This window comes from Vibrio sp. R10-SG3-ISO10 (assembly GCF_059834185.1).
Window position 1 is genome coordinate 90,551 of sequence record NZ_JCBDHG010000024.1, and the last position, 14,302, is coordinate 104,852.

10 protein-coding genes are annotated in these 14,302 nt (G+C 40.3%); 7 read left to right on the forward strand and 3 right to left on the reverse strand.

Translation table 11 applies throughout. The annotated features are described in order from the left end of the window. Nucleotides 1-194: 194 nt before the first annotated feature. The 7 genes from AC6R16_RS20110 to AC6R16_RS20140 all read left to right on the forward strand — a co-directional run bounded on the left by AC6R16_RS20110 (nt 195) and on the right by AC6R16_RS20140 (nt 7,824). Nucleotides 195-1,430: a site-specific integrase gene (locus AC6R16_RS20110; protein WP_500675526.1), complete on the forward strand. Its 1,236-nt coding sequence runs from the start codon at nt 195-197 to the stop codon at nt 1,428-1,430. Between the two features lie 9 nt (nt 1,431-1,439). Next, nucleotides 1,440-2,420, forward strand: coding sequence for a hypothetical protein (locus AC6R16_RS20115; protein ID WP_500675527.1), 981 nt, complete (start codon nt 1,440-1,442; stop codon nt 2,418-2,420). Nucleotides 2,421-2,634: 214 nt separating this feature from the next. Next, nucleotides 2,635-3,114, forward strand: a complete 480-nt coding sequence (locus AC6R16_RS20120; protein WP_367938033.1) for a TetR/AcrR family transcriptional regulator — start codon at nt 2,635-2,637, stop codon at nt 3,112-3,114. A gap of 124 nt (nt 3,115-3,238) precedes the next feature. Beyond that, nucleotides 3,239-4,123 carry a hypothetical protein gene (locus AC6R16_RS20125; protein ID WP_500675528.1) on the forward strand — a complete coding sequence of 295 codons (885 nt, stop codon included), beginning with the start codon at nt 3,239-3,241 and terminating at the stop codon, nt 4,121-4,123. Between the two features lie 444 nt (nt 4,124-4,567). Further along, nucleotides 4,568-5,689, forward strand: a complete 1,122-nt coding sequence (locus tag AC6R16_RS20130; RefSeq protein WP_500675529.1) for a carbohydrate porin — start codon at nt 4,568-4,570, stop codon at nt 5,687-5,689. Between the two features lie 110 nt (nt 5,690-5,799). After that, on the forward strand, nt 5,800-6,042 hold the full coding sequence (locus AC6R16_RS20135) for a helix-turn-helix transcriptional regulator (RefSeq protein WP_500675530.1): 243 nt from the start codon (nt 5,800-5,802) through the stop codon (nt 6,040-6,042). A gap of 228 nt (nt 6,043-6,270) precedes the next feature. Then, nucleotides 6,271-7,824 (forward strand): replication endonuclease, encoded by a 1,554-nt coding sequence (locus tag AC6R16_RS20140; RefSeq protein WP_500675531.1) that lies wholly within the window; start codon nt 6,271-6,273, stop codon nt 7,822-7,824. Nucleotides 7,825-8,149: 325 nt separating this feature from the next. Here the strand turns inward: AC6R16_RS20140 and AC6R16_RS20145 are convergent, their stop codons facing one another. From AC6R16_RS20145 to AC6R16_RS20155, 3 genes are read right to left on the reverse strand one after another with little or no spacing between them, the layout of a single operon-like run. Then, on the reverse strand, nt 8,150-9,403 hold the full coding sequence (locus AC6R16_RS20145; protein ID WP_500675532.1) for a GIY-YIG nuclease family protein: 1,254 nt from the start codon (nt 9,401-9,403) through the stop codon (nt 8,150-8,152). A gap of 3 nt (nt 9,404-9,406) precedes the next feature. Further along, nucleotides 9,407-11,446 carry a DEAD/DEAH box helicase gene (locus AC6R16_RS20150; RefSeq protein ID WP_500675533.1) on the reverse strand — a complete coding sequence of 680 codons (2,040 nt, stop codon included), beginning with the start codon at nt 11,444-11,446 and terminating at the stop codon, nt 9,407-9,409. Continuing rightward, entirely contained in the window at nt 11,446-14,133 is a 2,688-nt protein-coding gene (locus AC6R16_RS20155) for a class I SAM-dependent DNA methyltransferase (RefSeq protein WP_500675534.1), read from the reverse strand. Before AC6R16_RS20155 ends, AC6R16_RS20150 begins: the two co-directional genes overlap by 1 nt. Nucleotides 14,134-14,302: the final 169 nt, after the last annotated feature.

The window sequence follows — 14,302 nt, forward strand, 5'->3', positions numbered from 1 at the left end:
CGGACCAATCGATTATGAGTCTATAATTTAGCGAAATTACGGTGAACGACCATGTTACATGGTGATGTTTAACGTGTTGTTTTTTATTTTGTTTTTTATAAATTAACATTCATTAGTATTCACTGAAGTACATCACTTTCTATTATTTCTGCTACATATTTGCTACACAGAAAACGTGTCCAAGGAGTAGTTGCATGGTGATGAACCAGAAAATTACTACAAAAACGATTAAGGAGCTTAGTCCTGAAGATAAGCGTCTTAACGATACAGTGGTTAGTGGTTTTCACGCCAGAATTTCAAAAAGTGGTGCTGTTAAATATTATCTCTACTATCGAATACAAGGAAGACAGGTAAATTACTTTCTTGGCCCAGCCTCAGTTTTGACTCCAACACAAGCAAGAGATCTTGCAACAGAAAAGTTAGCCGAGGTTGTCAAAGGGGTTGATATTCAACGTCTAAAATTTGAAGAGAAAGCGATTCTAAACCAAAAGAGAGTTCTAAAGTTAAGTAGCTTTCTCTCTGAAAGGTATCAACCATTCCTGCTCACACGTAACCCAAAGACCGCAGAAAAAATTATTAAAGATATCCGCTCCTCTTTCAGAGATTTCCTCGATAAAGAGCTGACAGCTATTACTGCATGGGACATTGAATTGTGGCGGAATAAGAAAACCAAACAGGGTAGAGCTCCTGCAACAATCAACTATGCAGTTAACTCTTTGAAAGGTGCTTTATCAAGGGCAGTTGAATGGCAGATTATTGAAAGCCACGAGTTAACGAAAGTTAAGTCTCTGAAGTTTGATAATACGAGAATTCGCTACTTATCTGTTGAAGAAGAGATGAGGCTCTTATCTGCTATCCAGCTACGAAATGAAGAGATCGTTAGAAAGCGCGAGTCAGCGAACCAGCATAGAAGCATTCGAAGAAAGAAACTGTTTCCCTCTTTTAACGCTCAAGAGTTTGTTGATTATGTTGAACCTCTGGTTTTAACCGCGATGAATACAGGACTGCGAAGAGGAGAGCTATTACAACTCGTCTGGAGTGATATTAATTTGGATCAGCGATACCTTTCCGTAGCGTCTAAAAACTCCAAAAGTAAGAAGACTCGTATTGTCCCTCTTAATGACTCGGTCTATTCAGCATTGATGCAATGGCGTAGCCAAAACCTCAACAAAACTTTTGTTTTTCCAAGCCACGTTGATGCTCCACTGAGCGACATCAAAAAACCATGGCTGCGATTGCTTAACAAAGCTCAGATATCAGACTTTAAGTTTCATGACTTGCGGCACCATTTCGCAAGCAAATTGGTAATGGCAGGAGTGGACTTGAATACAGTTCGGGAACTGTTGGGGCATTCTGATCTCAAGATGACATTGAGGTATGCCCACCTAGCTCCCGAACATAAACATGCTGCTGTAAACCTAATAGGCTGAGAGGCTACGATGAGAAATAGAGCTTACTATCGAATTGATGAGTTATCAGATGTTGCCCAGATAACATTGGGCGACTTGAAGCATGCAGTAGAGAATGAAGGGTTATCTCTTCATGCATGGATAAAAGCGGAAAACTTAGGCTACGTCCATTTCTGGACTAAGAAAGGAGTAGGCCAAAGTGTGGTACTTCGAGGTCACTTCACATACAAGGGGTTAATCAAGCTAAGTGCAGAAAACTCATTTGATCTATTAGTTCGTGAGAAAAAATCACGTGTTAAGTATTTTTTAATTGAAGAACCTTGGCGTTGCTCAAACTTCAGAAAGCCGTATATAGCCCTTGAGGATTACTCTAGATCTGATTTTGAATTTGTTCAGGATAACTATTTATTACCTGAAGAGCCCTTTTATGCATGTGGAGAAGTTCAGGTTGGTAAAGATTTGTTCGGCGCTCTTAAACGTGCGACTAAAAAGCCAGCAGGGACATTTAGTGATTTTTTCGAAAACGTAAATGCTGATGATAAGCAATCTGTTCATATAGTGCAGATGGCTTTAGAACCGCAAAACCTTCGCTTTAAATTAGATAAGTTAACCGAGCATTTCGGTTTGGATGTTGGTTTAGCAAGTGGTTTGAAAACTGCTCACTCTCGGTTACCCAACAGTTTAAAAAGCGGTTTGTTAACCGAAGATAAGCAGTTACCAAACCTAAAAGGTTCTGAGGAAAGAATTGTCACGAATCCGATAGAGCAGATCATGGTGCGTATTCTCAAGGATAAAGGTAAGGACTTGTCGTCAGATCAGGTATGGAGATGTTTGAGGGTTGATGTCAAAAATGAGGATGAGCGGATTTACGACACTGACTTTGTTATAGAGTGCATGGATCAAAATGAGATAGTAAGGCGCTCTTTGGATGGAGAAAGTACTGTTACTACAGGTAGGAGACGATTTAGAAATTTACTTGTGGAAGTGAAGAAAAATTTTAAGTTCTACTAGGTCAATCAAAAGCTGGCAGCGTTGATATTGCATGGTGGTCTAATGTACGCAATTCAATCCGGTATAACTTCCAGTTAACCCACTATTGTCCAATAGTTTGCTATTCTGTCACATTACAACAGGCATGATTATTTATCGAATAAATGTACTAGGACTTCACAATGAAGACCATTTTTTATACTGTTGCGTACAAGTATGAATGTAGGAGTTTGAAATGGCGTATATATCTTCTGAGCAGAGGGAAGCAAACAAGCAAAAGTATGATGAAGTTGTTTATCAAATTTTCATAACAGAGGGTTGGGATGCCGTCACATACCAAAATGTAGCAAACAAGTTGAGTGAGGGCGGAAAGAAACTGCCTAGGTCAACGCTACAGCGCTATTACCCATCGCGTATTGATTTCGGTCGCTCGTTGCAGGGAAAGGTTGCCCCCCACTTAATCAAACAACTAGATCTATCCTCGAAGGAGGCTTTTATTCAATCATGGATGAAAGCATTGGATGATAAGTTGTTTATGATGGTCGTTCGTATGTTAATTGAGAATGCCTTTGCATCGGGAGAAAAACAAGGTGCAAAAATTGGTGTAGGGAACTTTATGAGGTTGATGTCAGAGAGAATATCAAAAGAAGAAGTACAAGAAGCATTAGAAATTTGTCTAGGAAAATCAATACTGTATGTATTGGAGAAAAAATAATCAAAAAAAAGCTTGCGTACATGTATGAATTAAGTAAGATGCGCTATGTCGAAGGGGAGCTGCAAAGCAAGCGGTTCCCCAAAATTTTAAACTTTATGCGTACATGTATGCAATGGTGGGTGTGATGAATAAATCTCTTTTTGCTTTAGCATTTCTTTCTGTATCTTCACTATCGATGAGTGCAGACCTTAAAACAACAGAGACTGTCGGTGAGTTTGGTAGTGAGGGCTGTCCAACTGCCACTTATTACACAGACGTTTGTTACGCTCTCGTAGGTGAAGAGTTAATTGCATACAATGCTAAAGGTTCGCTTGTTTTTCCTATGAGTATTTCTGATAACAATTCAAGCGACAAAGCTAGGTCTAAGCCAAAGCCAAAGCCAACGTTACCTGTACCAGTTCAGCCAGGTCTACCGAATGACCCAGAACTGCCACCGCGTGAAGAAATTATAGTGGGAATCGTAAAGGGGTACGTAAAGTTAAACAATGGAGATGTAGGTGGTGTTCCACTTGAACACGAACTAGATCTAAAACCTCTTTTGTCAAAAAAAGACAAAGAAGCATATGAACAGTTAGCAGATTTGGGTTGGGATGTAACTCGCGTTCAAGAGTTTCATGACATTATGGAAAAGCAGGGTGAGTATGCTGATCCAAATGTTGATCGCAATGCAGCGCTTAAGGAGCTAATGCAGGGCTTACAAAAAGACATTAGTTCTATGTCCAGCGGTGACAAAATCAAAGCATTTGGTGCTCTGAATAACATTAGTGTTAACAATAAATATGGTGGTTATGATTCAGTCCTAGACCAATTGGTTAATGGTTGGGGGTTAGGTACCAAAGAGCAAAAAACAAAATTCAACACGTTTAATGACATGTCGGGTAAACAAAAGGCTAATGCAATCAAAAATAGTGACTACGCAAAAAAACGTGATAAATCACTCGATGGCAAACGTGTTTCAAAACAAACTCGCGAACGCATAAAACGTGAGTACCTAAAACGCAACGGTTAATCTCTAGAAATTTAAATCCAGAGTCTCGACAATAGAACTCCAATCAGAAATGGTTGGTGTTCTGTTGAGTGTCACTGAACTGACATTAGTAAATTTAACCCCTCAACTAGGGTATTTCCCAACACTTGACTTTATTTGTGTATTGCTAAGTTAGCAAAGTACCTAGAGTGCTTATGCCTAGTACCTAGCTAGCCGCAATTTTAGAAATGGAAGATTATTTTCTTAAACACATCTAATAGAACCCTGCAAAAACCTTCTATAGATATTGTTAAACTCTGATGAACCCCAATGATTAATTAAGTATTAATTAAGGGATTTACACGTCCATCCAATTTGTAATGTTCTCTGAATTTTGCACGTCTGCAAAATGGTCCTTCTTTTTATTCAAACAATACGGTTGAGCTAAGTCGTACAACTCAGTAGCTAATATAGGAAGCTATTGAAATGAGAGAATACTTATTACTAAAACCGCAATTGCTGACGACTTTCGTAGCCGCAATTGCACTAACTATTACCAGTGAAGCCCGCTGTGCGGAACAGAAAACTGTTGGCGTTACCGGTGACTACTATGTATTTGGACTAGCTTCCAATGAAACTCTTTCAGGAAAAGACAGTAGTGCTGCGGCTGGGATTGCTAGGGTAACCATCGATTGGTTGGCCTATCAGGATAAGACTGACTTAGATACGGGGTCATTTAGGTTGAGAGTCGATCATAAGCATGATTATACTGACGATGCTCCTTCTAAGTTTGTTATGGGGAATGTCGGTGGTTTTGGCTTAATACAACCCGCTTTTAGTGACATAGGTTTAAGGTTGACTAACCTATATTGGAAACAGGAATTTAATGCGCAAGATACAGAGGTGATGGTCGGTTTTCTAGATAGCACTGACTACATTGATACTTACGCGCTTGGTAATCCCTACTCTGGCTTTTCTAACATCCAATTCAGCACGGGCTCAGGCTCTATTGCGATTCCTGATGAATCGACACTCGGGGTTTCTGTTCGACACATGATGTCCGAAAACTATTACGCCTACTTAAGCTTCTCGGATGCAAAAGCAGACTCAACCGAACCGTTTGAAGGGTTCGAAAACTTCTTTAGCGACAACCAGTATTTTAAATCACTCGAAATAGGGTGGGTGCCTAGCAAAGCTTCATTTTATATGCAGAACTCTCACTTGACGGTTTGGCATAGTGACGGGCCTAAAGCTCAATCCACTGAGAACTATGGGGCCAATTGGTCAACGATTTATAAAGTGGGGAGTTGGGTTCCCTTCTTCAGAGCAGGTGTCGCAAAAGGGCCAGAAGCGCTCTATAAATCGTCTGTTGTAGCTGGTACGGGCTATCTGGGGTTAGGACCAGGAACTCTTGGCTTAGCTGTAGGATGGGTTAAGCCTAACGCCTCGTTTGATGATACCTACAATTCTGAACTTTACTATCGAATGAAGTTTGGGTTTGTCTCGGTAACACCCAATGTTCAGTACCTAAATACACTTCCGTTTAACTCTCAGGCAGACAGTGCTTGGGTATTCGGTATCCGAGGAAACATAAAAATGAGTATCTAGGTGCTAGTTTTTAGCTTCCAAGTAACTCAAAGAAAATAATGTCACGCTCAGCGTCACGTGACGTTTTTAATGTTCTAAGGTGTCTTTCGTAGTCAAACGGAGGACACATTATGACAACTATCAACTTAGATAAGCGTGTACTGAACGAAGAAGAGACATCGGAATACATAGGCATGAGCCGCTCTTATCTGCGCCAAGCAAGAATGGAAGGCATTCGGAATAATCGTAAGGTTGCCCCACCATTTATAAAAATAGGAAGAGCAGTTCGATATCTGCGTGAAGATCTCGATCAATGGTTAAGTGAACAGGTGAAGTTGCAGCATCTCCCATGCAATGGAGGTGATCATGCTTAATCCTAAACAGCAAGCCATCATGATTTGGCTTCAAAAGGGAAACTATTTTGAAGTCTGTAGTGAACATTGCAGTCATTGGGGGAAACTTTATTGCTCTTCTCCGCCTCCTCATCGAATCTTTGAAAAGACACGATGCAAACTCATCAAGGAAGGTTTTGCTGAATACACCACTCAAAGAAAACACGGCATAAGGTGGGATAGGTTTTCTCTGACAGAAAGGGGGAGAACATGGAACAAGTAGCGAACCTTTTAGCTCAAGTTGATTGGGATGATAAGGGGTTTGTTCGAGACATGATTAATCCATTCCCCCAGGAATTAAGACGCTTGTTACTCAAAGAGTATCTTTCTATAGCTAACAAGTTCGAGCGTAATTGTCATTTGCGAGAAACGATTCAAGCCATAGAAAGTAAACTAACCCTGCCTTTGAAAGAGCTCTCACTGGACTGGTCAGAAGAAGAGCTACGAAAAGAAGCAAAAAGGTGTGTTGATACATGCCTTTCTCTTCGACGTTTATACTCTGACGGTAGTGACTTGTTATTTCAGGGAATCAAGGCCCTTCTTCGCAAAAAGGGAATTCCTACGAAAAAGTTGGAAAGCTTTTCCCATAGAGGCCAGATAGGACGATTATCTAATGAGCAATGGTGGTTAAGACAGATTCGACGAACTCAGAGAAGGCACGTTGAAACGGTTTTCCATCTCATGAACCAAATTAGTCGGATTAAAGGGCTATATTGCTCGAGGAATACACTTCGTGCTCGAATTAGACAAAAGGAGTTTCAAAAAGAATTTTTAGGAGCCTCTTATGTTACTAACCAGTTCGGGCAAACTTTTTCCTTGCTCGAACTATCTCAAAAGAGTGTCTCCAATCCTAAATTACGTAAAGCAGAGCTTATGGTAAGAGCGAGAGGCTTTGAAGATTTAGCGAAAGAGCTCGGGCACATGGCGACGTTTTTAACTATCACATGCCCGTCCAAATACCATCGGTGTTATTCAGCGAGTGGTGATAAGAACCCTTCATGGGACGGTATGAATCCACTAGATGGGCAAAACTACCTAAATACGCTTTGGCAGCAAATACGTGCGAAGTTAGATCGGCTTAAAGTTCGATTTTATGGCTTTCGTGTCGCCGAACCACAACATGACGGTACGCCTCACTGGCATTTGTTACTTTTCGTTGAGCAAGAAAACTATCAAAAGTTAGTGGACGTTATCCGGCATTACTCATTGCGCGAAGACCGCGAAGAATTAGGTGCTAATGAGCATCGATTCAAGGAAGTAAAAATAGATCCAGACAAGGGCTCGGCTACAGGTTATATCGCTAAATATGTCTCGAAGAATATTGATGGTGAAGGGTTGGATTTTGGAGTATATGGAGAGGATCCAACCGATGCTGCGGCTAGAGTTGACGCTTGGGCTTCGTGTTGGGGAATAAGGCAGTTCCAGCAACTGGGTGGTTGTTCAGTAACAGTCTGGAGAGAGCTACGAAGACTCAGAGAACTTATGCAGCTACCAGAACCAGCTCGTAAGGTAGTTGAGGCTGCTGATAAAGGTGATTGGTGCGAATTCACCAAAGGCATGGGCGGAGTATTTTGCCTTCGAAAACAGCAACTATTCCAACCGTATTATGAGTTCTCGGTTGATACAGACACTGGGCTCGTTAAAACCTCTCGTTACTGTTCAGAAGAACTCATACGTTCTTTAAAGGGCGTTGTAGTCGGTGGCTTGGAGTTAATGACAAGAATGTTTGAGTGGCGCGAGTGTGTACAGCGTCAAGCTCTATAGACACCTAAGTGCGATAAATAATATTTACTTATTAGTTTTATATGCACTTGTACGCATAAATGGTTTGGTTAAAGATTTAGTATTTACTTGTTCATGTTACTTAGAACGGTGAAAAGTTATGTCTGTAGCAAAGAGAACGTCAGAGCGGGTTGCTTTTAGTGCGCAATACCTACCACTAGCTTGGTTTGTTCTTCTCGTTGTTTTCCACTAACCAAAATTAGTAAAAAGTAGTTGTAAACATAAACACCCCTCATCATTGATGAGGGGTGTTTTACTTGGAGTTCTGTGAATAAGTGTACGTAGTATAATTTTGTCAGGTTTCGCTTTACCGTTTTACTAGCTTTTGAGAATCTCGGTCGTAGCGATATAAATGTATTGTTAGGTCTTGTATGAGCGTCACAGCATCATCAATAGCTTGAATTGGCACATTGAACCACTCTTTCGCTTTGTATGCTTTACCATCGTTTCCTACAACATCAATATCTAAACGGACTCGCCCAAATAGAGCGTGCAATGCACTTTCCACTGAGTTGAGATTCAGCCCCTTCAGAGGGATAACTTTGACCTGTTCTGCGCTATACATCAAAAAAGCTGGATCTTTTGCTGCCTCTTTGAATCTGGCGCTAACATCTCGTTTAGTTAAACCTATTTTGTACAAATGTTTGTACTTATCTCTTAAATCGGGCTTGTTAGTTTTTGCAATGTATATGTAACCAGTAGATTTCGACTGAGAGTATATCTGCATTCGAGGATCTGACTCTTCCGCTGATTTCACACGTTTTGCGTTAAACACCGAGCCATCAGTATTTAAGATTCGTTTTGCGCCTTCATCTTCTCGTATCCTTTTGGTTAAGGATCTGAGGAGCATTGTAGATTGAGTACCATTTTCAAAAATAATGAGTAGTCTTCTATCATCTCGATCAGTGCCACGGAATATTTCACTCATATGATCAATGAATAGCAACATTCCTTTAAGTAGATAGAAGTTTCCTTCTTGGAACTCAAATACGGATAATTCTGATTCTGCTGTAGTACCTAAGCCTTTCGTCTCAGAAGTTAACCCTTTGTGAACGTCCTTGAAAAGCGGATCGAAAACCTCAAAGTTTGGACAAGGCATTGTTTGCCCAACTTGTTCCGCTTTTTTGCGTTCTCGAATGCGTTCAGGATCAGTTACATTTTTAATATCAAAAATACTCGCTGAAACAGAACTCGATGGGGAAAGTTGTTCTAGTAGTTTTGAGTTCAATATATCTTCGAACGTATCAAACTCTTCTACTTCCTGAACTAACACCTCTTCAGAGCTACCACTTTCACCTAACAAGTTGAACTCATCATATTCTTTCAAGGATTCGTGGCTACCGATGTCGCCTCTGATTTTTTCGAGTTTTATGCTTAGTTTAAACTCGATCATATCCCCTGATTCGTTCGGTTCTCTTTGGTGTTCACGATAAAACTCTATGATTTCTAGAAAACTATCCAATTCGGTAGATTTAACCGCTTTTGTTTTCTCTTTGGGCTTAGATATCCAGCCATATTTATCTGCATTTAACACAGCATCGAGAAATGACAAATCATCCATTTATCATCTCCCGTGTTGCTGGCGCATTTTTTCAACAAATACAATTGCTTCTGCAAGCCTTCTTTCTAGCGGATCACTTGACTCTAGAGAAGGCTTTCTTTGATGGGTCGCCATGAATTCTTCTATTTTATGCTCTTTGAAGAGGATAAGAACTTCTTCTTTAGTAATGGTTATTTTCTGTGAGTCGATTTCATTCTTGATTGCTTTAAGCACAGGAGCATCAACAGATTTAGATAGCACGTCAAAAGCGTTCTCGTAAATGTTGCAAGAATCAATCAAGTCAATGCTTAAATCATCTAAGTCAAATCGCTTGTTTGCCATCTCGATGAATCTAGATGTTGTTCCATCAGCATTTTTCTGCTCTTTAATGCGTGACGGCTTTATCAGCGCTTCTGCGACAAAGTGTTGACGAATCTGTTCCACTTCTTCATCCGATAGGCCTAGCCCTTTGAATTTTTCAGCAATGATTCGAGGTAGGTGGACTCGGTTTGCTACTTCAGCGTCAATGCTGCCTGCCATTGCTTTCTGCATAACATTATCTTGCAATACAGCGGCTTGAAGCTCAGTTATATCTTCTTGAATAATCTGCTTAACTTTGTCTGTAGATGGCTCTGCAAATCCTTTAATTTCAACTGTCCCAGATTTTTTCTGCTCATTTAATTTCTTGAGTGCTTCTTGCTCTTTTTTATAGTCGTTGTCGAACTTGTCTTTGTTAATGCTATCGTCAGAGTTCTCTTTAGACTGTGGAGAGCGGAAATTAAGCCTTGGCTCTAAGATTTGCTCCATAAGCAAAGAGCAAGTGATAGCTTTTAGCATATTGTTTACGGAATCTTTGATCAGAGTGTCACTAACATCGGGGTTTACAATGAGGTTAGTAAACTGAGCGTGAGTCTTGTTTTCTGAGTCACGGGTACATCGCCCGATAATCTGAATAATTTCAGTCAGTGAGCCTCTGTATCCGATGGTTAGCGAGTGTTCACAATACGCCCAGTCGAAACCTTCTTTTGCTGTACCAAGCGCAATGATGAGATCCATATCATCGACACTTGATATATCACGGAGAAAACCTTGGATTTTTTCACGTTCTTTAGGGTTGTCATTAACCAAGTCAGCTACACGAATAATTTTCCCATCAGTTTTGCGCTCAACAAAAATTACACCCGCATCATAGGCTTTAGGGTCAATACTTCGAGCATCAATAATTTCACCAATTGAGTCAATGATATAGTCGACTTCTTGGTACTTATTGCCTGTTGATTCCATTGAGTTAACGTTAGGAATATGAAGAATGGTTTTTTTATCAGTATCAAGAACTTGCTCGATCTCAGAGAGATAAGAACCTTGATAGAAATGGTAGCCAATCCCCAATGATTTTAGGTGCTTATAACCATTTAACTGCTCGTAGTAGTTGTAAGTCACCTTATCAAAACGATTCTCATACTCTGGAAGTAAAACAGGCTCTGCATCACCTCGGAAGTAAGAACCTGTCATCGCAACAATATGTGCATTAGAGGAGTTCATTAGAGCTTGCAGAACACCGCCTAGAATGTTGTCGTCATTTGCAGACAGGTGATGGAACTCATCAATTGCGATTAAACAATCGTTAAAGTCCGAAGGTTCAAGAGATTTGAACGAGTTGCGTAAGGTTGAATGAGTACAAACTAGAACATCGTCACCTGACAGCATAAACTTTTTGAAAGTGCCAGATGTATCGCTAGCGTCTATACATAGATTGTTTTCTTTTTTGACAGTCCAGTCAGCGAAAAAGCCGTAAGTTGATAGGTCGGTATCTGAAAATGAACCACCAATGGACTTTTCAGGAACGGCAATGATCGTCTTCTTGATGTGTTGGTTCTGCATTTTATCAAGAGCGATAAACATCAGTGCACGAGACTTACCAGACGCTGGCGGTGACTTTAACAATAGGTATTGTGACTGACGAGCTTCATAAGCTCGAGCTTGCATCTCCCTCATACCCATTGTGTTTGTATTTACGCTATCGGAGCTTGTTTGATATGTAACTTCAACAAAGTTTGTAGTCATTATTGTTGCTCCTTCATTTCAGCATACATTTTGAATAGTACTTCAAGACGTTCAGCGTCAGTAGTGATAGGCTTCGAGCGATTTGTGGCTTTTTGGTATAGAGAGTCAACAAAAGTGTCTAACTCTCGGTGAGCATTGCACAAGTCATCAGGCATCTTTTTTGGATCATATAGTTGTGCTAATGTCCCACCGTTCATAATTCGAGACCTAATAATGCGGGTTGCATATGAACGCAATTCTTCTTTATCAAGATCTGACAGTGTGGGTATTGGAAAAGTGTTGTAGCATAAGGTATTGGAATACCTTAGCCGTGTTTCTAATGCACCACCCACAGTTTTTACCCAAAGGGTGTGTAAACAACTACTTAATATGGCAAAAGCATATTCAGGAAGGTTATACGCAGCAAAATTAGCATTACTAGCTACAGTGTTTTTATCTTGATATTCCATTGGGATATACAAGCGGTTTTCGGAGGATACTGAGGGTATAAAAAGAGCTGTCTCAGGTTGATACCTATCTTGTTCAAAGTGGAATGCTGTTTCAGCATACTTTCGTGTCTGTATTTTTGAGCTTGCTAATCTCATTTGCCTAACTAATTCAATGCGCTGTGCTATCGGTGGTATTGATTTGGCAAGTTCAAGATCAGATTCATATATCCAAAGGCACCATCTCACTTTGCCTTTTATCAACTCGTCTGATCCTAGGTATTTTTTGATCAACAGGGAAGATTGAGGATATTTGTTAATGATTTCGTCTTTCTCCTCTGTCGACATAATCAAATGACCTCCATCTGTTGCTTTACTTCCATAATCAATTGAAGGAAGAGCAAAGAGAGGCTTTTTTTCTTTCCCTACAAATACATTGCTACCATCAAGAAGGTACCCGTTAATATTTTTTGCGTTCAGTTTTATCTGACCTTGATAGATGTATTTATTGTCTGAAGACGTATTTCTTAACCCAACAACGATACAAGATACGCCAGCATTATACTTAGCGTTATTTGACCACTTAAAAGAACGGTGAGCGAAGTCAATCTCTATTGGAACTTTAAGAATGTGAGGCCAAAGAAGAGCAACTTGCTCTCCTTGACAAATGGAATCTGTTGATATGAACGCACACTTGGATGTTGAGTTTGCAAGTAGATAGTCGTGACCCTTTTTGAACCAACAACTGACATAGTCCAATTTTTTGATATTTTTTATTTCACCAAAAACAATATCCATATCAGCCTTTTGCTCGGCAGTTTGCATGGATGTTCCGTAAAATGGTGGATTGCCAACAAGATATACATCTCCTTCATTTGGCATCACCGTATTCCAGTCAATGCGTAAGGCATTGCCATGAATGATGTTATTGAATGATTTTAGAGGGAGGGTCGCTTCACTAGCTCCAAACTCTTCGTTGAACTGTTGGTTCATTTGGTGCTCAACAAGCCAAAGAGAGAGTATTGCAATACTACAAGCGAAATCATCATACTCGATACCATAGAACTGACCGAGGGAGATTCCACACTGTGGAGCACCGAACATAAGGTTCATTTGGTCGTCAGTACCTTCAAGGTGGCGAATCGCTTTAAGGATCTTCATCTCTAGCTGACGCAGCTCCTTATACGCAATGATCAGGAAGTTACCTGAACCACAAGCCATATCTCCGACTTTTATCTTCGAGAGCCTTGCACAAAGAGCTTTTAGATTTTTGACCTTGGTTTCATCTTTAACGTCAGTATCTAGGATTTTTAGATACTCTTCGGTTAGCTTGTCCAAAAAGAGAGGGCTTAACACCTTCATAATATTTTGAACAGATGTGTAGTGCATCCCCATCTCTGAACGTTTTTTTACGTCCATTACGGCTTGGATCATTGAACCAAAAATATCTGGGTTGATTGCAGACCAGTCTAACGAGCCACACTCAATAAGCGCCCTACGAGATCGAGTATTAAAGTGAGGAATCGAAATCGTTTCAGCAAACAATCCACCATTTACATAAGGGAAAGATTTGAAGTTATTTGAGCAGTTTTCACGGTTGGTAGTGTCGAGAACATTAAACAGCTCTTCCATTACAGTATGAACATTGGAACCGTCATCGTGCGAAAGCGAGCCAAGTGTTTTAGTAAACTGATCTTTGGCGAATATCCCAGTATCTTCTGCAAAGAAGCAGAATAATACACGAGACAGAAACACGTTCATTGCGTGGATCTGTTCTTCTGTTTCGATAGCATTTTCGACTTTTAGTAAGTCAAAAAGCTTTGCCATTTTCTCGGCTGCTTTAGCATCCGCAACTGACTCTGTAGCTAGGCTAGCACGCTCCATCCCTGCTAGGGGTAAGAAGAGCTCGAACTCATCGTGTAATTCTTCGATCTTGAGTTGAATCGTGTCGTCAGCTTTGACATCACGAGCAAACACGGTTTTAAAATCAGTAACAAAAACAAAACGGATCTTGTTCTTCTTGAGTGACTTTTGTTGTGACAGGGCATCAAGCTCTTGCTCTAGGTTACTGCTGGCTTTCTTAAAGTGTATTTGTCCGTTAGAGATAACTTCATCGCTATCAGCAAACTTCTTCTTTAATCGAGTGATCGATGCTTTTGCTGTGCCAAAACAGTTTAGGAAATCATATACGTATGATTCAGGCGTAATGCTTGTCGATAACTGACGCAGGTTATCGTGAACTTCAGTGTATGTAATTTTCATTTTCACTCGTGATAAGCTATCTAATAACGAGCGATATTCTACATTAAGAAGCAGATATAGGTGTGAGGATTAATATGAATACTTGCCTGAAATCAAGAAAGTAGCTTCTTTCCAATTTCGGCAGTAAAACTAAGAAGGGTGTGTTGGGCTACTCTAAACACGCTTTTCT

Coding starts and splice junctions, on each gene's coding strand:
- AC6R16_RS20110 (WP_500675526.1), top strand. CDS start 195: ATGGTGATGAACCAGAAAATTACTACAAAAACGATTAAGGAGCTTAGT.
- AC6R16_RS20115 (WP_500675527.1), top strand. CDS start 1,440: ATGAGAAATAGAGCTTACTATCGAATTGATGAGTTATCAGATGTTGCC.
- AC6R16_RS20120 (WP_367938033.1), top strand. CDS start 2,635: ATGGCGTATATATCTTCTGAGCAGAGGGAAGCAAACAAGCAAAAGTAT.
- AC6R16_RS20125 (WP_500675528.1), top strand. CDS start 3,239: ATGAATAAATCTCTTTTTGCTTTAGCATTTCTTTCTGTATCTTCACTA.
- AC6R16_RS20130 (WP_500675529.1), top strand. CDS start 4,568: ATGAGAGAATACTTATTACTAAAACCGCAATTGCTGACGACTTTCGTA.
- AC6R16_RS20135 (WP_500675530.1), top strand. CDS start 5,800: ATGACAACTATCAACTTAGATAAGCGTGTACTGAACGAAGAAGAGACA.
- AC6R16_RS20140 (WP_500675531.1), top strand. CDS start 6,271: ATGGAACAAGTAGCGAACCTTTTAGCTCAAGTTGATTGGGATGATAAG.
- AC6R16_RS20145 (WP_500675532.1), bottom strand. CDS start 9,403: ATGGATGATTTGTCATTTCTCGATGCTGTGTTAAATGCAGATAAATAT.
- AC6R16_RS20150 (WP_500675533.1), bottom strand. CDS start 11,446: ATGACTACAAACTTTGTTGAAGTTACATATCAAACAAGCTCCGATAGC.
- AC6R16_RS20155 (WP_500675534.1), bottom strand. CDS start 14,133: ATGAAAATTACATACACTGAAGTTCACGATAACCTGCGTCAGTTATCG.